This window comes from Bradyrhizobium sp. USDA 4353, from assembly GCF_054063215.1.
The window spans coordinates 5,474,669-5,497,840 of sequence record NZ_JBSSGB010000001.1 but is presented as its reverse complement, the minus strand read 5'-3'; the positions used below and the strand labels follow the sequence as shown (position 1 = coordinate 5,497,840).

17 protein-coding genes are annotated in these 23,172 nt (G+C 66.9%); 7 read left to right on the top strand and 10 right to left on the bottom strand.

The window, feature by feature from the left end; all coding sequences use genetic code 11:
* The first annotated feature begins 42 nt into the window (after positions 1-42).
* Both ACVILH_RS24855 and ACVILH_RS24850 read left to right on the top strand, forming a co-directional pair.
* Entirely contained in the window at positions 43-1,551 is a 1,509-nt protein-coding gene (locus tag ACVILH_RS24855) for an AMP-binding protein (protein ID WP_456715236.1), read from the top strand.
* 115 nt (positions 1,552-1,666) lie between these two features.
* A complete protein-coding gene (locus ACVILH_RS24850) occupies positions 1,667-2,899 on the top strand; it encodes a GGDEF domain-containing protein (RefSeq protein ID WP_456715235.1) in 1,233 nt (410 codons plus the stop codon).
* Between the two features lie 538 nt (positions 2,900-3,437).
* Here the strand turns inward: ACVILH_RS24850 and ACVILH_RS24845 are convergent.
* The 3 genes from ACVILH_RS24845 to ACVILH_RS24835 are packed head-to-tail and all read right to left on the bottom strand — an operon-like array spanning position 3,438 to position 7,646.
* Positions 3,438-3,821: a DUF2750 domain-containing protein gene (locus ACVILH_RS24845; RefSeq protein WP_456715234.1), complete on the bottom strand. Its 384-nt coding sequence runs from the start codon at positions 3,819-3,821 to the stop codon at positions 3,438-3,440.
* A gap of 22 nt (positions 3,822-3,843) precedes the next feature.
* Positions 3,844-7,359, bottom strand: coding sequence for a transcription-repair coupling factor (mfd, locus tag ACVILH_RS24840; RefSeq protein WP_456715233.1), 3,516 nt, complete (start codon positions 7,357-7,359; stop codon positions 3,844-3,846).
* Positions 7,359-7,646: a succinate dehydrogenase assembly factor 2 gene (locus ACVILH_RS24835; RefSeq protein WP_456715232.1), complete on the bottom strand. Its 288-nt coding sequence runs from the start codon at positions 7,644-7,646 to the stop codon at positions 7,359-7,361. Before ACVILH_RS24835 ends, mfd begins: the two co-directional genes overlap by 1 nt.
* Positions 7,647-7,843: 197 nt before the next feature.
* On the opposite strand from ACVILH_RS24835, the gene recG reads away from it, so the two are divergent.
* Positions 7,844-9,946 (top strand): ATP-dependent DNA helicase RecG, encoded by a 2,103-nt coding sequence (gene recG, locus ACVILH_RS24830; protein WP_456715231.1) that lies wholly within the window; start codon positions 7,844-7,846, stop codon positions 9,944-9,946.
* A 148-nt stretch (positions 9,947-10,094) separates the two neighbouring features.
* Here the strand turns inward: recG and ACVILH_RS24825 are convergent, their stop codons facing one another.
* Together ACVILH_RS24825 and ACVILH_RS24820 are read right to left on the bottom strand one after the other, a co-directional pair.
* Positions 10,095-10,946, bottom strand: a complete 852-nt coding sequence (locus tag ACVILH_RS24825) for a DUF1932 domain-containing protein (RefSeq protein WP_456715230.1) — start codon at positions 10,944-10,946, stop codon at positions 10,095-10,097.
* 155 nt (positions 10,947-11,101) lie between these two features.
* Positions 11,102-12,982: an autotransporter domain-containing protein gene (locus ACVILH_RS24820; RefSeq protein ID WP_456715229.1), complete on the bottom strand. Its 1,881-nt coding sequence runs from the start codon at positions 12,980-12,982 to the stop codon at positions 11,102-11,104.
* A 262-nt stretch (positions 12,983-13,244) separates the two neighbouring features.
* Between ACVILH_RS24820 and ACVILH_RS24815 the strand changes: the two genes are divergently transcribed.
* The gene (locus ACVILH_RS24815) at positions 13,245-13,619 is read left to right on the top strand and encodes a VOC family protein (protein ID WP_456715228.1); all 375 of its coding nucleotides are present in this window, start codon (positions 13,245-13,247) and stop codon (positions 13,617-13,619) included.
* 36 nt (positions 13,620-13,655) lie between these two features.
* On the opposite strand, the gene ACVILH_RS24810 is transcribed toward ACVILH_RS24815, so the two are convergent.
* From ACVILH_RS24810 to glmS, 3 genes are all read right to left on the bottom strand, one after another.
* A complete protein-coding gene (locus ACVILH_RS24810; protein ID WP_456715227.1) occupies positions 13,656-14,453 on the bottom strand; it encodes a DUF502 domain-containing protein in 798 nt (265 codons plus the stop codon).
* 154 nt (positions 14,454-14,607) lie between these two features.
* Positions 14,608-15,222, bottom strand: a complete 615-nt coding sequence (locus tag ACVILH_RS24805; protein ID WP_456715226.1) for a LysE family translocator — start codon at positions 15,220-15,222, stop codon at positions 14,608-14,610.
* Between the two features lie 410 nt (positions 15,223-15,632).
* Positions 15,633-17,459 (bottom strand): glutamine--fructose-6-phosphate transaminase (isomerizing), encoded by a 1,827-nt coding sequence (gene glmS, locus ACVILH_RS24800; protein WP_456715225.1) that lies wholly within the window; start codon positions 17,457-17,459, stop codon positions 15,633-15,635.
* Between the two features lie 231 nt (positions 17,460-17,690).
* Here glmS and ACVILH_RS24795 point away from each other — a divergent pair, with 231 nt between their 5' ends.
* Positions 17,691-17,918 (top strand): hypothetical protein, encoded by a 228-nt coding sequence (locus ACVILH_RS24795; RefSeq protein WP_456715224.1) that lies wholly within the window; start codon positions 17,691-17,693, stop codon positions 17,916-17,918.
* 23 nt (positions 17,919-17,941) lie between these two features.
* On the opposite strand, the gene glmU is transcribed toward ACVILH_RS24795, so the two are convergent.
* Complete coding sequence (glmU, locus tag ACVILH_RS24790) at positions 17,942-19,288, bottom strand: bifunctional UDP-N-acetylglucosamine diphosphorylase/glucosamine-1-phosphate N-acetyltransferase GlmU (RefSeq protein WP_456715223.1); 1,347 nt, start codon at positions 19,286-19,288, stop codon at positions 17,942-17,944.
* A 137-nt stretch (positions 19,289-19,425) separates the two neighbouring features.
* Between glmU and ACVILH_RS24785 the strand changes: the two genes are divergently transcribed.
* Positions 19,426-20,757 (top strand): hypothetical protein, encoded by a 1,332-nt coding sequence (locus ACVILH_RS24785; RefSeq protein ID WP_456715222.1) that lies wholly within the window; start codon positions 19,426-19,428, stop codon positions 20,755-20,757.
* A 107-nt stretch (positions 20,758-20,864) separates the two neighbouring features.
* Positions 20,865-21,245, top strand: a complete 381-nt coding sequence (locus ACVILH_RS24780; protein ID WP_008963041.1) for a hypothetical protein — start codon at positions 20,865-20,867, stop codon at positions 21,243-21,245.
* Here the strand turns inward: ACVILH_RS24780 and ACVILH_RS24775 are convergent.
* Positions 21,205-22,785, bottom strand: coding sequence for a glycoside hydrolase family 17 protein (locus ACVILH_RS24775; RefSeq protein WP_456717068.1), 1,581 nt, complete (start codon positions 22,783-22,785; stop codon positions 21,205-21,207). The two genes, ACVILH_RS24780 and ACVILH_RS24775, sit on opposite strands and share 41 nt — an antisense overlap.
* Positions 22,786-23,172: the final 387 nt, after the last annotated feature.

The window sequence follows — 23,172 nt, the reverse complement described above, 5'->3', positions numbered from 1 at the left end:
GGGCAGTTGGTCGGCCGGATCCGTGAAAGTACGGGGCAACAGGTGAATCAGGCCAATACGTCGCCGACGCTCGACGCGTTGTTTCAACGCATCCTGGCGCGCAAGCCGGATGCGGTTGCGCTGCTCGATCCGATCAACAAGCAGCGCGTCACCGGCCGCCCTCCGATGCGCCTGACCTATGCCGAAGCCGATCGCGTGATCTCGGCGCTGGCAGCACATTTCATCGACGCCGGCCTGCCCGCCCATTCGGTCATCGCCGTCCAGCTGCCCAACACGATCGAGTTCGTCCTGACGGTGCTGGCCGCGCATCGCGCCGGCCTGGTCGTCGCCGTATTCCCGCTGTTGTGGCGCCAGTCGGAGCTGGTGGCGGCGCTGAACCGCACCAGCGCGCGGGCCATCGTCACGATGTCGAAGATCGACGGCGTGATCCATTCCGATCTGGCGATGAACGCCGCGGCCGAGGCGTTCTCGATCCGCCATGTCTGCGGCTTCGGCTCCGACCTGCCGGAGGGCATGTATTCGCTCGACCAGTCGATCGCCAAGCCCTCGCGCTCGACGCGCGGGATCATGCCCGATGGTCGCAAGGCGGCGATCGTCTCGTTCGACGTGACCGCCGACGGCTTCCGTGCCGTGCCGCGCACCCATCTGAGCCTGATCGCGGGCGGGCTCGCCATCTCGCTGGAAAGCGATCTGCCGCAAGGCGTGAACATGATGTCGGCCTTCCTGCCGTCGTCCTTTGCCGGTCTCGCCGCCTCCGTCGTGACCTGGCTGCTGTCCGGCGGCACGCTGGCGCTGCATCACCCGTTCGACGCCGATGCGCTGGAGCAGCAGCTCGCGGAGCTCGCCTGCGACACGCTGGTCGCTCCCGCCCAGCTTGCCTTGCGCCTCGATGAAGGCGACCTCGCATCACGGCTGCCGAACCTGCGCTATATCGTCGGCATGTGGCGCGCGCCGGAACAGGTGGCCTCGAGCCCGGCGTGGAAGACGCGCGACATCGAGCTCACCGACGTCTATCTGTTCGGCGAAGCCGGCCTGTTCGCCGTGCGCCGCACCGCGGCCGACGGCAGCCCTGGCCCGGTCAAGCCGGGGCGCCAGGGCGTACCGCGCGAGCAGCCGGGATCGTCGATCGCTGGTGAGATCCTGGTCACGCCCAAAGGCACGCTCGGCCTGCGCGGCCCCATGGTCGTCCTGGCTGCCTATGCGCCGCCGGCGCCCCCGAGCGACTCGCTGATGCCGGCGCCGCCGCGCGATTTCGTCGACACCGAATATGCGGTGCGGCTCGACCGCGCCCACGACACCATCTCGATCACCGCGCCGCCCGCGGGGGTCATGGCCGTGGGCGGCTACCGCTTCCTCGCGCAGGACCTGCACGAATGGTCGCGCCGGCTCGGCCAAGGCGCGCTGCTGACGGCCCTGCCCGATCGTCTCAGCGGACATCGGTTGGCGGGACGCGCGATGGACAACGCCCGCGCCCGCGAGGCGCTGGCCGAGCTCGGGCTCAATCCGCTGATGGTCGAGGCTTTCCGCGACCGTGCGAGCTCAGGCGGCTGAAGCTGCCGTCCGGGCGACTGCGGAGCGCTTGCGTGCTCGGAACAGTGTTGACGCCGCGTTAACGGGAGAAACCTAGGATCGCGACGTACCGTCAGCGTATCCTGAGTTTCCCTGAATGTCCCAACAAGGCCCGCTTCTCATCGTCTCCACGTCCACGCGGCCTTCGCTGACGGCGGCTCTCGCAGCGGCGCAAATTCTCCCGACGACCGAAACCCGCTGGGCCGATGCGGCCGGCGCGGTCTCCCGGGTTCAACCGGCAGCCGTGCTCGCCGTGATCGACGGCGCCGACGAGACTGAGATCGCCGCACTGTCGCGCCATGTCAGCGCGCGCAAGCCCTACATCCCGATGATCGCGATCGATCCGGGCGACACCATCCTGCCCGACAATGCCATTCCCCTGCACGGCAGCGACAATCACGACCGCCTGCTCGCACGGCTGCGGGCCGCGCTCCGCGTGCGGACGCTACACACCACGGTGCTGCGCCGTCTCGACGAGAAGAAGACGCCGGACGCGACGCTGCCCGATTCTGACCCGCTGCACGATGCGACGGTGCTGCTGCTCGGCCGCGGCACGTCGATGCCGGGCCTGTCGGTCGCGCTCGGCGAGCGCATGGCGGTGGTCGGCGCGCTCAGCATCGAGGCCGCGGCGAAGCATCTGTCGAGCCGCGACATCGACGGCATCGTGCTCGGCGAAGGCTTTTCGCCGCGCGTGGTGGATGCCTTTCTCGCCGTGCTGGCCGAGGACACCCGCTTCCGCAATCTCGGCGTGGTCGTCACCGCCAACCAGCCGGCACCGCTGCAGGAGCTCGCCAATCTCGAGATCATCGCCGGCGAGCCGCAGCGCATCGCAGCCCACGCGCTGCCGCTAATCCGGCAGCATGCGTTCGAGAGCCGCCTCAACCGCACCCTGCGCGCGATCGAAGCCGGCGGCATGCTCGATCCCTCGACCGGCCTTCTCACCAGGAGCGCGTTCGCGCGCGACTTCGCCACCGCGGTCAGCCAGACCCAGAAGAGCGGCGGCGGCCTCGCCGTCGCCCGCTTCGCCTTCGATCCGGTCAACCCGCGCGCGCAATATGACGGCGCCCGCATCATCAGCCGGCTGATGCGCCGGATGGATTTCGGCACCCACGAGGACAACGGCTCCGTCGTCGTCGTGTTCGCCGAGACCGATTTGCGCTCCGCCCACGCCATCGCCCGCCGCCTCGCCAGCGTGATGCGCCACACCTCCCACGGCAAGCGCGACACGCGCTCGGAGCCATCGATCACGGTCGCCGCGCTGCAGCCGAACGACACCGCGCGCACGCTGCTGGCACGCGTCTACGGCGAGGCCCAACGCGCCGCGTCGTGAGATAGAAGCACAGCTAGTCCCACGTCATTGCGAGCGCAGCGAAACAATCCAGGGCGTCGACCGCGACTCTGGATTGCTTCGCTGCGCTCGCAATGACGCAGTCAACTATCAGCTCCCGTCTCATTCGAAGTCCCAACACCGGTCCATAGGGTGGGCAAAGGCGCAAGCAAGGTCGCGCCACATGCGAGCTATCAGATAGCGCCGTGCCCACCATCTCACCGCTAAGTATGTCGGCCGACGGTGGGCACGCTGCCGCCTTCGGCGGCCGCTTTGCGCACCCTACGGACCGTCACGATCTGATCCAAACACGTGCATGTTGAGATCGCGCATTTGCCCCACTCCTCTGGTGGAATCCTGGCTCGACTCGGGGGTCATCTGACGAACGGAGCACTGCGTCATGCAAAACCGGCAATCTCGCGAGGAGACCGATTGGGTCGCCGTCGTGGCCATCGTCGCGGTGTTCCTGATCGCCAGCCTTTCCTTGCACTTCGGCTGGCAGCTTCGGTGAGGATACAGAGAAACAGATTGATGGAGCAAATCAGTACTTCTGCAGCTCTGTCTTGATCGCCAGTGTCAACTCTTCGACTGAAGGCGTCATGCCTTTGCCCAGAGGCGTGACGAATATTCCAGGCAGAACGCCATCCCGCTGCAGCCGAGGCAGCAGGATATCCAACAACTCATCGATTTCGATCGGCCGCGGCTCGTAGCTGCTCCATTCGCCGAGCGCACAGAGCTTCGCATAGTCCGGTGCCGGCCAGAGCGGAAACACAGTGCAGCCGTCATCATCGGATGAGAGAGCCCATCCGTCGGCATAGAGACCCCACACCCGCTCCGAATCCGCGACGGCTTTGACGAAGTGCGCGAAACGCGCGGCAGCCGGCAGCGCCAGAACTGCTTGCAACTGTTTATCGGAGATCTTCATGCAGCCCTCTCCAGACGGAGTCTCACGCCGCCTTCTTCTTCTCCGCAAGCTCTGCCAGCTCCTTTAGAATATCCGTCGTGCCTTCGAGGCGCTCCTCCGGCGTCTCCCACACCTGCAGGAACACCACCTTCATGTCGGGCCGCACCTTGGCGGCCTGGCCGTGGCGCTTGATGAAGGCGACGAGGCGGTCGGGATAGGCAAAGCTGTTGTCGCGGAAGGCGATGACGGCGCCCTTCGGGCCGGCGTCGACCTTCTCGACATTGGCTCTCCGGCAGTAGTTCTTGATCGCAGCGACCTTGAACAAATAGCGCGTCTCGTCCGGCAGCTTGCCGAAGCGGTCGCGCAGCTCGGCGGCAAAATTCTCGATCTCCTCGTCGGTTTCGAGATCTGCGAGCCGGCGGTACAGCGACAGCCGCACTGACAGATCGGAGACGTAGTCCTCCGGGATCAGCACGGGCATACCGATGGTGATCTGCGGCGACCAGCGGTCGACGGTCGGCTCGGTGATGCCGGCCTTGAGGTTCTCGATCGCCTCCTCCAGCATGGACTGATAGAGCTCGAAGCCGACCTCCTTGATGTGGCCGGACTGCTCGTCGCCGAGCAGGTTGCCGGCGCCGCGGATATCGAGGTCGTGGCTGGCGAGCTGGAAGCCCGCGCCCAGCGTCTCCAGCGATTGCAGCACGCCGAGCCGCTTCTCCGCCTGCGTACTGACCTTGTGCGTCGACGGCAGAGTGAACAGCGCATAGGCGCGCAGCTTGGAACGGCCGACGCGGCCGCGCAACTGATAGAGCTGGGCGAGGCCGAACATGTCGGCGCGGTGCACGATCAGCGTGTTGGCGCGGGGAATGTCGAGGCCGGACTCGACGATGGTGGTCGACAGCAGGATGTCGAACTTGCCGTCGTAGAACGCCGAGATGATGTCCTCGATCACGGTCGGCGCCATCTGGCCATGCGCGACCGCGACCTTCATCTCCGGCACGGTCTTGTCGAGGAACTCCTTGACCTCGGCGAGATCGTCGATGCGCGGCACGACGTAGAACGCCTGGCCGCCGCGATAACGCTCGCGCAGCAGCGCCTCGCGGATCATCACGGGATCATGCGGGGCGACGAAGGTGCGCACGGCGAGACGATCGACCGGCGGCGAGGCAATGATCGACAGCTCGCGCACGCCCGTCAGCGCCAGCTGCAAGGTGCGCGGGATCGGCGTTGCCGACAAGGTCAGCACGTGGACCTCGGCGCGCAGCTGCTTCAGCCGCTCCTTGTGGCTGACGCCAAAATGCTGCTCCTCGTCGACGATGACGAGGCCGAGGTCGCGGAACTTCACGGTCTTGCCGAGCAGCGCGTGGGTGCCGACGACGATGTCGACCGAGCCGTCGGTGAGCCCCTTCTTGACCTGGTTGAGCTCCTTGGTCGAGACGAGCCGCGAGGCCTGGGCGACGTTGACCGGAAAGCCCTTGAAGCGCTCCGTGAATGTTCTTGCGTGCTGGCGCGCGAGCAAGGTGGTCGGTACGACGACGGCGACCTGCTTGCCGTCGAGCGCGACAGCAAACGCGGCGCGCAGCGCCACCTCGGTCTTGCCGAAGCCGACGTCGCCGCAGACGAGACGATCCATCGGCCGCCCCGCTTCGAGATCGCCGAGCGTCGCCTGGATCGCCGCGAGCTGGTCCTCGGTCTCGTCGTAGGGGAAGCGCGCGCAGAACTCGTCATAGAGCCCGGCCTGCACCGGCATCTTCGGCGCTTCGTGCAGCATGCGCTCGGCGGCGATCTTGATCAGCTCGCCCGCCATCTCGCGGATGCGGTTCTTCAGCTTCGCCTTGCGCGTCTGCCAGCCCTGGCCGCCGAGCTTGTCGAGCTCGACATTGGTCTGGTCGGAGCCGTAGCGCGACAACAGCTCGATGTTCTCGACCGGCAGATACAGCTTGGTCTCGCCGGCATAGCGCAGCTCGAGACAATCATGCGGAGCGCCGGCGACTTCGAGCGTCTGCAGGCCGACGAAGCGGCCGATGCCGTGATCGACGTGGACGACGATGTCGCCGATGGCGAGGCTCGTCACCTCCGAGATGAAATTGTCGAGCTTGCGGCTGGCACGGCGCGGCCGCACCAGGCGGTCGCCGAGAATGTCCTGCTCGGAGATGACGGCGATCTGGTCGGTCTCGAAGCCGGTCTCGAGGCCGAGCACCGCGAGCATGGTCTCGTTGCGCGGAGTCGCCTGCACCATGCGCCAGGTGTTGACGCTGGTGACGTGGATCAGCTTGTGGTCCTTCAACATCGAGGCCATGCGGTCGCGCGAGCCTTCGCTCCACAGCGCGATCACGACCTTCTTGCGAACCGACTGCAGCGCCTGCACATGCGCGACGACGGCCTCGAACACGTTGACCGCAGCGTCGTTGCGCTCCGGCGCGAAGTTGCGACCAGCCCGGGCGCCGATGTCCACGACCCCCGCCCCTTCCGGCACGGCGAACGGCGTGACCTTCGCAAGCGGAGCAGCGGCGAGCCTCTCAGCCCACTCCGTCGACGTCAGATACAGACGGTCAACGGTCAGCGGCTTGTAGATCGCGCCGCCGCCGGGATGCTCCATCGCCTCGCGGCGCGCGTCGTAATAGTCGATGATCTGCTTGAAGCGCTCCCGTGCCGCATCCTCGCCTTGCGGCTCGATCACGATCGGCGTGTTCGGCAGATAGTCGAACAGCGTCTCCATCTTGTCGTGGAACAGCGGCAGCCAATGCTCCATGCCGGGATAGCGGCGGCCTTCGCTGACGGCCTCATACAGCGCGTCGTCGCGCTCGGGCGCGCCGAACTCGGCGACATAGCCCATGCGGAAGCGGCGGATGGTGTCTGTGACGAGCTGGAATTCGGAGACCGGCACGAGATCGAGCGAACGCATGTCGAGCAAGGTGCGCTGCGTCTCGGCGTCGAAGGTGCGGATCGATTCCAGGCTGTCGCCGAAATAGTCGAACCGCACGGGCTGGTCGAGGCCGGCCGGAAACAGGTCGAGAATGCCGCCGCGCACGGCGTACTCACCGCTCTCGCGCACGGTGGAGGCCCGGACGTAACCATTGTGCTCCAGCCACGCGACCACGGAATCCATCGGTACGACATGGCCCGGCGCCACTGACAGCGCTTGGCCGGCCATGGTATCGCGCGACGGCACGCGCTGCACGATGGCGTTGACGGTGGTCAGCACGATCAGCGGCTTGTCGCTGCCGGCAAGTCGCGACAGCCGCGCGAGCGTGGTCACGCGCTGGGCGAGGATGCCGCCATGCGGTGAGACGCGATCATAAGGCTGACAGTCCCAGGCCGGGAACTGCATCACCGGGAGGTCCGGCGCGAAGAAGTCGAGCGCCCGCGCCAGCTGCTGCATCCGGTTGCCGTCGCGGCAGACCACGGCAAGGCTGACCGCTGGCGGCTTCGGCCTGGCGGCGATCGCGCGCGCCAGATCGGAGACGACGAGACCCTCGGCGCCCTCGGCGACATTGGCGAGCGTGAGCGCGCGTCCCGGCGCGAGATGCTCGGCGGGCGACTTGACCGGACTCTTCATCAATCGGCGTCCACCGCGCGGAAGGCCTTGATGCGTTCGAACAGCGCCGGCGTCTGCTCCGGCGGCAGCGGCCGGGCGCCGGTGATCGCGGCGTAGAAATCGGGGTCGGAGACCTCCAGGAGCTGCTCGAGCTGGTTCAGCTCGCTCTCGGTCAGCGTGCCGATCTCGGCGTCGGCGAAGCGGCCGAGGATCAAATCCATCTCACGGGTGCCGCGATGCCAGCAGCGGAACAGCAGCCGCTTGCGACGGTCGTCTAGGCCTTGGCTCGAACGGGTCGTTCCGGTCATCGCGATCTTCCTGCAGGACAACGCCAAAAGCCCGGACGGTGCCGGGCGCGGTTCATATAGCGGCGCGGGGCGCCCCTGTCAGCCCTCCCGGGGTGCAGAACCGGCATGCCTGGGCGCCTGAAACCGAAGAAAAAAGAGGTGGATGTCTCGGCATACACCGCTATTCCCGCTCCCAAACGGATTTAAGTGTTCGGTTCATGCGCCCTGCCATCCTCAATCCGCTGTTTGCCCCGGTCACGACCCTGTCGGGTGTCGGGCCGAAGCAGGACAAGCTGCTGCGCTACCTGCTGAGCTCTAGCGAGACGCCGCGGCTGGTCGACCTGCTGCTGCATCTGCCGGCCAGCGTGATCGATCGCCGGAACCGTCCGAAGGTGCGCGACGTCGAGGTCGGCACGGTGGTGACCCTGGAGGTGACGGTCGATCGCCATCGTCCGTCGCGTAACGCCCGCGCGCCGTATCTGGTTTACGCTAGCGACGAGACCGGCGATGTCGTGCTGACCTTCTTCCGGCCGAAGGGCGACTATATCGAGAAGATCCTTCCCGTCGGCGCCAAGCGCTACGTCTCCGGCACCGTGCAGATGTACGACGGCATCCCGCAGATCGTGCACCCCGACCGCATATTGGACGAGGCCGGTTTTGCCAAATTGTCAGGAATCGACCCGGTCTATCCGCTGACCGAGGGGCTGGCACTCGGCTCGCTGCGGCGGGCGATCGCGGCGGCGCTAACCAGGCTGCCGGACCTGCCGGAATGGATCAGCCCGGAGGTGCTCAGCCGCTGCAACTTCCCGTCGCTGAGGGAAGCGCTGACGCGGGTGCATATACCGCAGGAGCTGACGGATATCCTTCCCGAACATCCGTTCTGGTCGCGCCTTGCCTTCGACGAGCTGCTCGCCGGCCAATTGGCGCTGGCGCTGGTGCGGGCGCAGCTGCGCCGTCCCGCGGGCAACCGTCATGCCGGCGACGGCCGTCTCCGCCGCAAGATCATCGACGCCCTGCCCTATGCGCTGACCAACTCGCAAGCACAGGCGATCGAGGCGATCGCGGCCGATCTCGAAAAGCCGGTGCGCATGCTCCGGCTGCTGCAAGGCGACGTCGGCTCCGGCAAGACGGTGGTGGCGCTGCTCGCCGCGGCGGCCGTGGCGGAGGCCGGCAAGCAGGCCGCCCTAATGGCGCCGACCGAAATCCTGGCGCGGCAGCACGCCAAGACCATTACGCCGTTGGCCGAGCGCGCGGGCATGAACGTTGCCATTCTCACCGGCCGCGAGAAGGGCAAGGAGCGCCGCGACATCCTCGCCCGGCTCGAGGCCGGCGAGATCGACCTCCTCGTCGGCACCCACGCGCTGATTCAGGACGACGTCATCTTCAAGTCACTGGCGCTCGCGATCGTCGACGAGCAGCATCGCTTCGGCGTCCGCGAGCGGCTGGCGCTGACCTCGAAGGGCGCGGCCGTCGACGTGCTCGTGCTGTCGGCGACGCCGATCCCGCGCACCTTGGTGCTGACCTATTTCGGCGACATGGACATTTCCGAGCTGCGCGAAAAACCGGCCGGCCGCCAGCCGATCGACACCCGCGCCGTGGCCGACACCCGACGCATCGAGGTCATCGACGCCGTCGGCCGCGCGCTCGACGCCGGCAAGCTGGTGTACTGGATCTGCCCGCTGGTCGAGGAATCCGAGGCCGAGGGCATCGATCATCTCACCAACGCGACCGATCGCTATGACAGCCTGCGCGAGCGCTTCGGCGAGCGCGTCGGCCTGGTCCACGGCAAGATGAAGGGCAGCGAGAAGGACGACGTCATGGGCCGCTTCGCGGCGCATGAGCTGCGGCTGCTGGTGGCCACGACGGTGGTGGAGGTCGGCGTCGACGTGCCCGCCGCGACCATCATGGTGATCGAGAATGCCGAGCGCTTTGGGCTGGCCCAATTGCACCAGCTGCGCGGCCGCATCGGCCGCGGCTCGGAGGCCTCGACCTGCATCCTGCTGTATCACGAGCCGCTCGGGCAAATGTCGAAGGCCCGGCTCGCGGTCATCAGAGAGACCACCGATGGCTTCCGCATCGCCGAGGAGGATCTCAAGCTGCGCGGCGAAGGCGACGTGCTCGGCATCCGCCAGAGCGGCCTGCCCGGCTATCGCATCGCGCGGCCCGAGGTGCATGCGCAGCTGATCACGCAGGCCCGCGACGAGGCGCTGCGGATCTTGAAGGAGGATCCCAAGCTGAAGGGCCCGCGCAGCGAGGCCCTACGTTGTTTGTTGTATTTGTACGAGCGCGACGAGGCGATCCCGCTGCTGACGGCGGGATAACATTCGTAGGGTGGGCAAAGCGGCGCCGAAGGCGACGCGTGCCCACCATCGGCGCCAGCGATCGTGGGCGGTGGGCACGGCGCGTGAAATAGCCGGACTCCAACAACGAGATGGGCGCGCCTTTGCCCACCCTACGCTTCTATGACGCCTACTTCGCCTTGCAGCTCTCGGCAAATGCCACCAGCTGCGCGGCCTCGGCGCCCTCGCCCTGCACATCGGCCGCGATGTGCTCGAACAGCCGCGCAAAGCCCTCGTAGATCAGCGTGGCCGGATGATCCTCGCCGAGGAAGCCCCCGATCTCGCGCATTTCGGCGACCCAGCGATAGGCCTTGGGCAGCATGTCCGGCAGCGCGTTGGCGAGCCGCGCCTGGACGTGCGGCAGGCTGAGCGCGAGCTCGTCGCGCAGCGCGTCCGCAGCGCCCGCGCGGGTGGCGGCCAGCACCATCGCGGCGCCGAGCCCGGTCAGGCCCTTGTTGATGCCGGCATAGGACATCTTCAGCGCCGACGCCGCGCCGATCGGCCCCTGGATCACGCGCAGGTCGAGCCCGAGCTCGCCCAGCACGGCCACATCCGCCGCAGCCTCACCGCTGACATAGACCGCCGGCCCCTTCGTGCCCGGCTTCGGCGGCAGGCCGATGATGGCCGCATCGACCAGGCGGGCGCCCGAGGACAGCACGATGTCCTCGATCCGCCGGATGGTCTCGACGTTGACGGCGTTGCAGTCGACGATGACCGGCTTCTTCGCACTCCGATTGATGATCGTGGCGAGCTGCTCGGCCAGTGCCACTGCCTCGCCCGGCGGCACGATCGACAGGATGATGTCCGCCGCCGCGATCTCGGCCTCGCTGGCGTGCGTCATCCCGGCCGCTGCCGCCCTCGCCTGCGTCGCGGCGCTGCGGCCTTCCAGCGAGGTCAGCACCTTGCAGCCATGCTCAGACAGGCGAGCAGCAATGGCGCTGCCCATGGCGCCGGGCGCGATGACGGCAATGCTGGGGGGCATGAGAACAACTCCGCTTCCGACGTAACTCCCGAAAGACTAACCGGGTTCGATGACGAAACGGAACACGCGAAAACGGAGGGGCAGCCCTTCCGGACTGCCCCTCTCCTGGCCGTAGCGGCAGCCGCGCCCCCCAGCGCCTGCTGCTCCGACCGAACTCAGAACGAGATCTTCAACCCGCCGCTGCCATAGAAGTCGTCGCCACCGGTGCGCCCGATCGTCCGCGACACGTTGGCCGTCAACGCCACGTTGCTCCAGAACGGCGCCACCACGCCAGCGGTGATACGGCCGTAGACATTGTGCGAGGTCGCGTTCGGGACGTTCCAATTGTTGACGATGACCGGCGCAGACGTGGCGCTGTACTGGATCAGGCGGCCATTGCCGATGATGTCGTCATCGAGCGTCAGGTTCAGATACGGATTGATCGTCGCGCCCTGCACCTGGAACGGCGTGCGCAGCTGCACGCCGACGCTGCCGACCAGGGTCTCCGCGGTCTGCGAGCCGACCGTCAGCGTCAGCGCGGGATCGCCGGCCTCGGTGAAGCCGTCGACGCGCGCACGGGCATAGGTCAGACCGCCGATCGGACCGAGCTTGGCGGTGCCGGCATCGAACAGATAGCCGGCCTTGCCGGCGACGACGAAGGTCGTGCCGCCCGGGTTCGAGGTGATGGTGTCGACCACGCCCGGCCGCGTGTTGCGATAGTCCTGATGGCCGATCGTGGCGAGCGCTTGCGCAAACAGATTGCTGCTCGCCCAGGCGCCGTAGAGGCCGAACTGATACGAGTTCGCGTCCGTGGTGCCGGCATTGTTGAACAGCCGCGCCTTCGGATTGGAATAGTCGAACGCCGTGCCGATCATGGCGTTCGCCGACAGCCGGTACTCGACCCCGATGGTGCCGCCGACGCTGTCGAGATTGAATCCGTTCGCCGCGACAGTGCCCTGGCGGTCGCTGATCCCGCCATTGCCCTGCATGTAGAACGACCACGGATTGACCGCGGCCAAGGGCGGCGCCTTCATGTAAGGCGCCTTGGTGACGGCCCCATAGGCGTTCATCGCGGACGGCGCGAAGCCCGCGGTCTCGCGGAACTGATCGAGCTTGCCGAACAAGGTCGAGGCAAAGCCCATCGCGGTGATCGAGGCGACGTCGCCCTGCGGCGCGAAGGTCAGCGGCGCATTGAGGCGGTTGACGATGTATTGGCCGAGCACCTCGAAGCCATGCGAGGTCAGGTGCACGCCGTCGACATAGAACAGATACTGGTTCTGCAGCGCCGGATTGCCGATGCAGGCGACTGGACAGGCGCCGACATTGCTAAAGCCGTAGCGCTGCGGATTGGCCTGGATCAGCGAGCCGATCAGGCTCGTATCGACATATTCGACGCGCACGCCGTTGCGCGCGACATTCGCGAGCGAGGCCTGCATCAGGTTGTTATAGGTCGTGCTGTAGAGCTTGCCGGTCGCCGCATTGGCGTTGCCGACCGCCTCCGGCAAGGTGCTGACATCGCCGGCCGTGAACACGATGCTGCGCGCGCCGGCGCCGACCAGAGCATTGACGCCGGCCATCGCCTGCTGCGCCGTGACGGCCGCCGCGGTAGGCGCGCCCGCGAACGTGCCGCCCGCACGGTAGTAGGCGCGCGCGTCATTGCCGCCGATCGATATCTCCACGAGGTCGGTCGAGGCGATCTTGCCGGAGAATCCCGTCAACCCGCTCCATTCCTGGACGAAGCCGGGAATGCCGGGTCCCGCGACGTTGGTGGTGCCGCTGGTCGCGCCGCCGATCGCGTAGTTGAGCTGGGGAATGCCGAGCAGCGCCGAGGTGGTGTCGACGAAATTGGTGCCGCCGCTGAAGCGCCCGGTCGGGTAGAGCGGCAGCTTGCCGAGGCCGCCGGTGAAGGTCCAGAGATTGCCCGTGTCGGCGTAGCTGTCGCCGAAGGCCTGAATGCGCGTATAGGTTGTTTGGGCGGATACTGGTTGGCTCAGCGTCAGCCACGCTCCGGACAGCGCCATTGCGCACAACAGTGACGCCTGACTCATACGTCTCATTCCACGCCTCCCCTACGCCTTACTTTTGTTGGCTCAATGTTTCCATGGCGGCGGATTGGGACACCACCGCCTAGAGGTTGTAGGGCCGCGGACGACGAATGACTGTGCCCTGGCCGCATCATCATGCGGCGCAAAATGACGCTCTGCGCACGAACGCCCGCTCCTCGCACGCAGCCGAACACTGCTGACAGAATCTGGCAGCACGCTCCGCTACTGGATCAGCCGACGCGCCGATGCCGGCGCCGCCACCGGAGACACGCCGATGCCCGAGTTCAATTTCCTGATCCTGTATGTCGACAACCCGCCCAACAGCGCGGCGTTCTACTCAGACCTGCTGGGCATTCCCGTCATCGAGCAATCGCCGACCTTTGCGATGCTGCCGCTGCGCGAGGGCGTTATGCTGGGCTTGTGGTCGCGGCACACGGTCGAGCCAGCGGCCGCTGGCGGACCAGGTTCGGGCGAGGTCGCGTTCGCGGTCGGCGATGTCGCCGAGGTCGAGGGCCTGCACGGGGATTGGAAGGCCCGCGGCCTCCGCATCCTTCAAGAGCCGACGCGGATGGATTTCGGCACCACCTTCGTCGCGCTCGATCCCGACGGGCATCGGCTGCGCGTGTTCGTGCCGCAGGACGCCGGCTGACCGGGGCGCAGCCGGGCCTCGCCTGGTCAGTTCTGTTTAGTCGGCCTTGGCCGGCTCCGGCTCGAGGCGCGGGGCCGGCTGCGCCGGGGTGTTGGCGATGCGCGCGGCATTGGCCATGCCGGCCAGCGCGGCGGCCTTCTTCTGCGCGTCCGCCCCGGGCTGCACCACGCCACAGGACATGATCAGGGTCGCCGCATCCTCGGCGCTCATGTCGACCTCGATGATCTTGCTCTTCGGCACATAGAAGAAGAAGCCGGTGGTCGGGTTCGGAGCGCAAGGCAGGAACACCGAGATCTGCTCGTCATCGCCCGGCAGCCGGCTCGCGACCTCCGCGCTCGGCGGCTGCGAGATCAACACGATCGACCACATGCCGGGCGACGGAAACTCGACCAGGCCGACGCGGCGCAGGCTCGATCCCTTGCCGGAGAACAGCGTCTCGAACACCTGCTTGAGGCCGCGATAGATCGCGCGCACGGCCGGAATGCGCCCCAGCAGGCGCTCGCCGAGATCGACCAAAGTGCGGCCGATCAGGTTGGCGGTGAGGAAGCCGAGCAGCGTCAAGCCGATCACGGCGACGATCAGGCCGGAGCCGGGAACGCCGAACGGCAGATAGGTTTCCGGCCGATAGACCAGCGGCACGAACGGCCGCACCAGCCCGTCGACCCAGGTCACGAACCACCAGGTGATGTAGAGCGTGATGGCAACGGGCCCGGCCACCACGAGGCCGGTCAGGAAATAGTTGCGGAAGCGGAACATCAGCCCATGGTGGGGCGTCTCGGCCTGAGCATCGGCCAAGGGATCGGTCTCAGGCGGCAGGTCGTCGCGGGAACTCATGCGGACTTCCGGATCGGATCAATTCTCAGCTAGGGTCTTAGCAGATTTTTGGAAGGGCAAGGCCCTCTTTCCGACACATCCGCACTTTGCCGCGGGGCTGTGGCGGGCTGGCCCCTGCCGCGGTGCCCGCTCAAGAACGCGCCAAAGTCGCCTCTCAGGCGCTCCGCAGCGGCAGCGCCAGGCCCACGGCCACGAAGATGCCGCCGCAGACCTGGTTGAAGCGCCGTCCGGTCCGCGCGAGCCAGGGGCGCACCCGGGCGGCGGCGCTGGCAATGGCGAGCTCGGTCACGAACTCCGTGACCGTATAAGTCGTGGCGACGATCGCGAACTGCACGGCCAGGCTGCGCGCGGGGTCGATGAATTGCGGCAGCAGCGCGCTGAAGAACAGCAGGCATTTGGGATTGGTCGCCGCGGTCAGGAATCCCTGGCGAAACAGCACCAGCCCGCTCGCGGTGACGGGCTCGCTGCCGACCTCGACCGCGACCGGCGGCGATCGCCACAGCTTGATGCCGAGCCAGGCAAGATAGAGCCCGCCGACCCATTTCAGGACCACGAGCCAGGTGATCGAGGATTGCACCAGCGCGCCGATGCCGAACATGCACAGCGCCATGATCAGGACGAAGCCGATCAAGCCGCCCGCGATCGTGAACAGCGTCTTGCGCCCGCCATGCAGCGCCCCGTGCGTCAGCGCCAGAAGCCCGTTCGGCCCCGGCGTGAGCGAGATGCCGATGCTGGTGAGCAGGAACAAGAGCCAGGTGTCGAGCGCCATCGAGAGGTCCCGTGATGCAGTGGACGCCGACCATTGCAGCGGCGTCGTCAGACGCTGATGTCGGATTACGGATCAGATGACAAGTGCTGCCGCGTTTGCCCCCGCTGCCGGATCATTCAGGGATCGCACGCTCGTGCCCAGGTGAAGGATGAGCGCGAACAAAAACCGGTGTCGTCCCGGACAAGCCCGACAACGCGACAGCGTTGGCGGCCGCCGATCCGGGACCCATACTCCGAGGAGGCGGTTTGAGGCAGGCTGGAGCTGCCAGCGCTTCCAGCCATAAGCACAGTGGTTATGGATCCCGGCGTTCGCCGGGATGACGCTCATTTGTGGACGCCACATCGCAACTCACGCGAACTGTTTTCAAGGCGATGCGAGAGCATCGCCTTGGACGGGGGCAAGCGGCGCCTCTACTCCACCGTCACCGACTTCGCGAGATTGCGCGGCTGGTCGACGTCCGTGCCCATCACCACCGCGGTGTGATACGCCAAGAGCTGCACCGGAATGGCATAGACGATCGGCGTGAAGGTCGCGGCCATGTCGGGCATGGTGATCGTCACCAGCGACTCCACGGTCGCCTCCTCAGCCCCCTTGGCATCGGTCATCAGGATGATGTTGCCGCCGCGCGCGGCGACCTCCTGCATGTTCGACACCGTCTTCTCGAACACCTTATCGTAGGGCGCGATGACGACGACCGGCATGGTTTCGTCGATCAGCGCGATCGGGCCATGCTTGAGCTCGCCCGCGGCATAGCCCTCGGCGTGGATGTAGGAGATCTCCTTCAGCTTCAGCGCGCCTTCGAGCGCGAGCGGATAGGAGGTGCCGCGGCCGAGATACAGCACGTCCTTCGACTTGGCGATCTCGCGGGCGAGCTTCTCGATCTGCAGCTCCGTCGTCAGCGCTGCTGCGATCAGGCGCGGCACCTCGACGAGGCCATGCACCAACTTGGTCTCGTCAGCCTCCGACAATTCGCCGCGACCGCGGCCGGCCGCGATCGCCAGCGCCGCCAGCACCATCAGCTGACAGGTGAAGGCCTTGGTGGAAGCGACGCCGATCTCCGGACCGGCGAGCGTCGGCATCACGATCTCGCTCTCGCGCGCGATGGTCGAGGTCGGCACGTTGACGACCGACAGCGTGTGCACGCCCTGCGACTTCGCATAGCGCAGCGCCGCCAGGGTGTCGGCCGTCTCGCCGGACTGCGAGATGAAGATGGCGAGATCGCCCTTGCGCAGCGGCGCCTCGCGGTAGCGGAACTCCGAGGCGACATCGAGCTCGACCGGCACGCGCGCAAAGCGCTCGAACCAGTATTTGGCGACGAAACCGGCATAGCTCGCCGTGCCGCAGGCGGTGATCGAGATGCGCTGGATATCCTTGAAGTCGAACGGCAGCCGCGCCGGCAACGCGACGCGCTCGGTGCCCATGTCGACATAACGCGCCAGCGTGTGGCCGACGACCTCGGGCTGCTCGTGGATCTCCTTCGCCATGAAATGGCGGTAGTTGGCCTTGTCGACCAGGAACGACGATGCGCCCGACTTCAGCACGTCGCGCTTCACCACCGCGCCCGAAGCATCATGGATGATGCCGGAGTCACGGGTGATCTCGACCCAGTCGCCATCATCGAGATAGCTGATCGTGTCGGTGAACGGCGCCAGCGCAATCGCATCCGAGCCGAGGAACATTTCGCCGTCGCCATAACCCAGCGCGAGCGGCGAGCCCTTGCGCGCGCCGATCAGCAGATTGCCGTGGCCCTTGAACAGGAAAGCCAGCGCGAAGGCGCCCTTTAGCTGCGGCAACGACGCAGCGACCGCTTGCTGCGGCGTGTGGCCCTTCAAGAGATATGAGTTGACGAGATGGACGACTGTCTCGGTGTCGGTCTCGGACTCGAACTCGGCTCCCTGCTTCTCCAGCTCGGCGCGCAGCTCGCGGAAGTTCTCGATGATGCCGTTATGCACGACTGCAACGCTGGCCGTCGCATGCGGATGCGCGTTGCTCTCGGTCGGCTTGCCGTGCGTGGCCCAGCGGGTGTGACCGATGCCGGCGTGTCCTTTCAGCGGCTCGCGCTCGAGCCGTTTCTCCAGGTTCTTGAGCTTGCCCTCGGCGCGCCGTCGCTCGAGATGATCGCCTTCGAGCGTGGCGACACCGGCGGAGTCATAGCCGCGATATTCGAGACGCTTCAGGGAATCGACGAGATGCTCGGCGACCGGCCCGCGTCCCAGGATCCCGATGATTCCGCACATCAGCGCTAGTCCCCAAATCGTCGAGAGAGATTCAAATGCGTGGCTTTGTCTTAACGAAAACCGCGCGCTTTCAGGATTCAATAATTATTGCGGATTGCGACAGGGTTAAGTGGCAGCGTTAGCCGCGCAGCCAGCAAGGCAACTCCGGTTCGCTGCGGAGGGCCAGTTCAGAGCGGCCTTAACGCCCGGTCAACGCTTTCGCAACGAAACTCTCGCGTCGGAGAGGACGCCATGACCTATACCCGCCGCCCAACTGACCCCAAAGGCACGAGCTCGCTGAGCCTGTCGCATCCCACGTCAGGCAGCCATCTGGCGCACTGGCCACCGCCGACGATGGGTCATGAGCTCAAGCCGATGCCGGTGAAGCATCGCACCAATGAGCCGATCAAGCACGCCACCCGCCGCGGCTGGCGGCTGACCCGCGAGATGTTCGCCGAGTTCCTCGACGAGAAGGACTGAGCGCACGTCCAGCAGATAAGACCTCACTGCTTCTGGCGCTGCTTCGCGCTCCGGAAGCGCGCCGCCGCGCCCTCGCGCGTCGTCTGCGGGCTGCGCTCGAGCGCCAGCGCGTCATCCGGCACGTCGCGGGTGATCACCGAGCCTGACCCGATATAAGCGCGTGCGCCGATATTGATCGGCGCCACCAGCGAGGTGTTGGTGCCGATGAAAGCGCCCTCGCCGATCGTCGTCTTGTACTTGTTGAACCCGTCATAATTGCAGGTGATGGTCCCCGCGCCGATGTTGGAGTTGGCGCCGACATGCGCGTCGCCGATGTAGGACAGATGGTTGACCTTGACGCCCGGCTCCAGCACCGCGGCCTTCGCCTCGACGAAATTGCCGATCTTGGCGCCGTCGCCGAGCGACGTGCCCGGCCGCAGCCGCGCGAACGGTCCGAGCAGGCTGTTGCGGCCGAGCTTCGACTGCACGATGTGCGAGAACGAATGCACGACGGCGCCGTCACCGATCGACACGCCGGGGCCGATGACGACGAATGGCTCGATCGTCACGTCCTTGCCGAACGTCGTGTCGGCTGAGAGATAGACAGTCTCCGGCGCGATCAAGGTCACGCCGGCGTCCATGGCCGCCTGTCGCAACCGCGCCTGCATCACGGCCTCGGCCTGCGCGAGCTGCGCCTTGGTGTTGATGCCGCGCACCTCGTCCTCAGAGGTTTCGATGACGACGGCGTCGAGCCCCTGCTCGCGCGCGATCGCCACGGCATCGACGAGATAATACTCGCCCTTGTTGTTGGCGTTGCCGATCCTGTCGAGGATCGCCAGGGCGTGCCGGCCGCTCAGCGCCATCACGCCGGCATTGCACAGCGTGATCGCGCGCTCCGCCTCCGAGGCATCGGCCTGCTCGCGAATTGCGAGCAGCTTCGATCCATCCATCAGCAGCCGCCCATAGCCGGTCGGATCGGCCGCGCGGAAGCCGAGCACGGCGAGCGCGGCGCCCTCGGCCAGGGGCGCGCGCAGCCGCGCGAAAGTCTCCGCGGTGATCAGCGGGGTGTCACCAAAGGCCACGAGCAGATCGTCGGCGCCGCGTGCAATCGCCTCGCGCGCCGCCAGCACCGCATGCGCGGTGCCGAGCCGCTCGCGCTGGACGAAGATGTCGGCATCGGCACGCAGCCGCCGCGCCTCCTTTTCGACCGCGGCATGGTCGGGCCCCACCACAACGGCGATGCGCGCGCCCTCTCCTTTCGGGGCGGCGGCCAGCACATGGGCCAGCAATGACTCGCCTGCGACCGGATGAAGCACCTTCGGCACGCTCGTGCGCATCCGCGTGCCCTCGCCGGCCGCGAGAACAATGGTCAGACTTGATCGAGCGGTCATCAAACATCCTGGAAAAGCTGAGCGGCACAGGTGGCGCTGTCATAAATCGTTTTCGGCACGCGGCAAACCTGCAGCGACTGAAACCCATACGGGTTTTCCTGTTAATGTTCGCTTCGTGATTCGATTAAGGCAGGTTCATGGCTAAGGACTCCCACAAATCAGCCGGCGCGCATGGAGTTGAGAAGACCGGCGGAACGCTGCCCGGACTGTTTGCCGACGAGAACGAGCTCGATCGCCGCGCGTTGTGGCGGCTGGGCTGGTGGGGAGCCGGCGCCGTCGGTGCCGTGGGCCTCGCCATCTTCGTCAGCCAGGCGGCGCAAGGATGGCGGAAAGACCGCATTTCCGCGGCCGATTTCTCGCGCCAGGCGCAGCTGCTGCAGTCGCTCGCGCGGGACACCCAGGGCGAGGCGCGGCAGCTCGGCGCGGCCATCGAGACGCTCAACGCCGACCGTGACCGGCTCTATGCCCGCGTGACCGTGCTCGAGCAGGGCCTCGAATCGGTCACCGGCGCCTTGGCCAAGCAGAGCGCCCAGGCCGGATCGAATCAGACCACCGCCGCCAAATCCGCGCCGCTGCCGCAGATCGCGGCGGTTGATTCGCAGTCGCCCGCAGCGGCCGCCCCGTCGGCCCCGGCGGGAACCGCCGCGCCGAGCGCGATGCCCGCCTTCGCCAACCTGTCGCCGTTCATGCCCGTCCCCGGCGGAGCGGCGGCGACGAGTGCCGGCCAGCCCGCGCCCACGCCCCCTGCTGCCGCGGCGAGCACTGACAGGCCGAAGCAGGAGCCGGCGAAGGGCGTCTCGGTCTCGATCTCCTCCACCTCACCGACCGCCCCTGGCCCATCGAGCGCCGCTCCGGGCGCAAAGCCGGTGGAACCGGCCACGAAGCCGGCCGACACCGACAAGCTCGCCAAGGCGGATACCGGAGACATGACGGCCAAGGGCGCTGATGCGGAGGCTGCGGCCACGGCCGTTCAGAAGACCGAATTCGCCGTCGATCTCGGCGGCGCCAATTCCATCGCCGGGTTGCGGGCGCTGTGGCGCGGCCTCGCCAAGAGCAATGCCGACCTCGCCGCTCTCCGGCCGATCATCATGCTGAAGGAGGGCCGCGGCGGCCCCGGCATGCAGCTACGGCTCGGCGCCGGCCCGCTGACCGATGCGGCGGCCGCGGCGCGGATCTGCGCGGCCCTGGCCGAGACCCAGCGTCCTTGCGAGACGACCGTCTATGACGGCCAGCGGCTAGCGGTCGGCGAAGAGCCTGAGACCACCGAGGCCAAGCCGGCCGCGCCCGCCGCGGCCGTCCAGAAGCCCGTGCAGCGCCGCCGCTATTTGCCACCGCAGGCGCAACAGCAGCAGCGTCACGGCAAGCGCGAGGAGCCGCCGGCCGCCGTGGCCCCGCCGCCGCCCCCCGCGGAGGCGCCGAAGCCGGAGCAGCAGCCGTCGGCGCTGTCGTCGTTCTTCCGCCGTTCCTGATCCCGAATCATCTCATCGCGTAAGCCGCTTGCCGCGGACTGTGAAAGCAGTCCGTGAGGCGGCTTTGCGGCTTGTCCGGCGATCCGTTCCGCAGCATAGTCCCGCGCATGAAAAAGACCCCGTTCCGCCTCTCGCCCTATCAGGTGCAATGGCTCCTGATCGTCGGCTTCGTCACCGTCGGTTACGCCCTCTATCTGCGCTATCTCGCGATCGAGCTGTCGAGCGTTGCGCTCGCCTGCGACGCCGGTCTGCAGACTCTCGCCTGCAAGAGCCGGGCGGTCGCGACCACGCTGTTCAAGAATTCGGTGTTCGGCGCCACCGCGCTGGTGATCGCGGTGCTGCATGTGATGCGGCCGTCGATCGTGCTCCTGACCGGCGGACTGATCGCCGCCGGCCTCGGCATCGTGCTCTACAACATCGTGCTGTCGGGCCTTGCGATCGGCCTGCTCATCCTCGGCTTTGCGCGGCCCGCGCCCGCCACAGCGTAAAGGCGAGCGTCAGGTACATCGCGCAGGTCCACAACGCCTGCCAATTGTCGCGGCCTTCATTGTAGATCACGTAGACCGAGGAGATCGCGAGCAGGCCGGCAAAGCTGGCCTCCGCAATCGGCCGTGGCCCTTGCGCCGGACGGTTGCCGAGCAGCATCGCAAACGGCACCACGGCCATGGTCAGGCTGGCGAACGGGAAGTCGCGGTAGCGCGGGTCGAACACGAAGCCCAGCGCCGTCTCGGCCGCGATCAGCACCGTGACGACGAGCACGAGGCCCAGCGCGTAGGTGATCTTCAGCTGCTTGCGGCCGTCATTCGGCCCGAGCAGATCGAGGAAGGTCGGCAACGGACGGCCGGCCATGGCGGCATTGGCAGCCAGGATCGGCGACAGCACGCCGGCGGCGAGCAGCGCGCCCCATTGCAGCCAGCCGCCGAAGCCGAGGCTCTCGTAATACATCTTGTCGGCGGCCATGCCGAGCAGCACGCCGGCGGTGGTCGCGGAGATTCCGACCCCGATCCAGGCCGAGATGTGCGGCGGCCAGGGCCGGCGGCGGACGGTCAGCCAGCCGGTCAGGAAGACGACGAAGGACAGGATCATGCCGGCGGCCATCTGCAGCTTCCACTGCGGATAGTTGCTGACGGGCTCGCCGGGCGGATATTTCAGCGCACGGGTGTCGTCGCTGATCAGGCCCCAATAGCCGCCGACGGTGCCTTCCAGCTTGCGCTTCCACGGCTGGTCATAGGCCTCGATCAGATTGACGCGGAAATTCTCGCGCTTGGCGAGGCTGAGAATCTCCGACACCACGCGGGCCTGGTTGGCGCGCGACGGCAGCGCGCCCTCGCGCATGCGGCCCTCGCTCGGCCAGCCCGTCTCGCCGATCAGGATCTCCTTGCCCGGAAACGCCACGCCGACCTGCTGGCGGATGGTGTCGACATGGGCGGCGGCGAATTTCGCCCGCACCGGCATGTCCTCCCAATAAGGCAGGATGTGCACGGTGACGAAATCGACGATGTCGTAGAGCTCGCGGTTGCGCAGCCAGAACTCCCAGACGTCGGCATAGGTCACCGGAACCTGGACCTGCGCCTTGACGCTGCGGATCGTCGCGGCGAGATCGGCGGTGGTCATCTCGCCGCGCAGCAGCACCTCGTTGCCCACGACGACGCCGGTGATCACCTGCGGATAGCGCTTGATCAGGTCGACGGCGATGCCGATCTGCTGCTGGTTCTTCAGCTTGTTGGAGCCGAGCCAGATGCCCTGGATGACCTTGATGCCGACGCGCGCCGCGATCGCCGGCACCTGGTCGAGACCGTTCTCGATCGAATAGGTGCGCACGCATTCGCTGATCTTGGCGAGCTGCACCAGATCCTGCTCGATCTGCTCGGCATCGATATGCGTGGTCGGATCGAGCGGGCTCTGCTGTCCGCGGAACGGCGCGTAGGACACGCACTGCACCTTCGAATCCAGCTCGATCGGCGCGCGCGCGAGCGTGATGGGCTTGGCCAGCCACCACCATGACGCGGCGATGACACCCAAGGATATGAGCAGAAGCGCCAGCGGCGTAGGAAGGGATTTCAGTTCCGTGTCTCCAGGCAGGTGGTGTCGATTACCCGGTCGGCGGCGATCTGCCAAGTAGGCGATCTGCTAGGCAGGCGGCGGGGCGCGCGCCGCGCGTCACATCCGGCCTTTACGATGACGCGAGAAAGTTCGGCCGTTGCTGGACAAAATCCGAGATTCCAGTCATTGGGAATCCCCAGGGTTGACCTGCCCGTCGCACCCGAGGCTTCAGTGCCGTTCATGCGCCCGTTAGGAACGCCATTTTAGGAACGGCATCTTGGAACGGCCTGCGACGGTCGGAATCGATCTCCCGCCGCAATCGGGGCCGATTTGATCGGCATCAATACTGCGTCCGCCAGGGGACGGCATGAA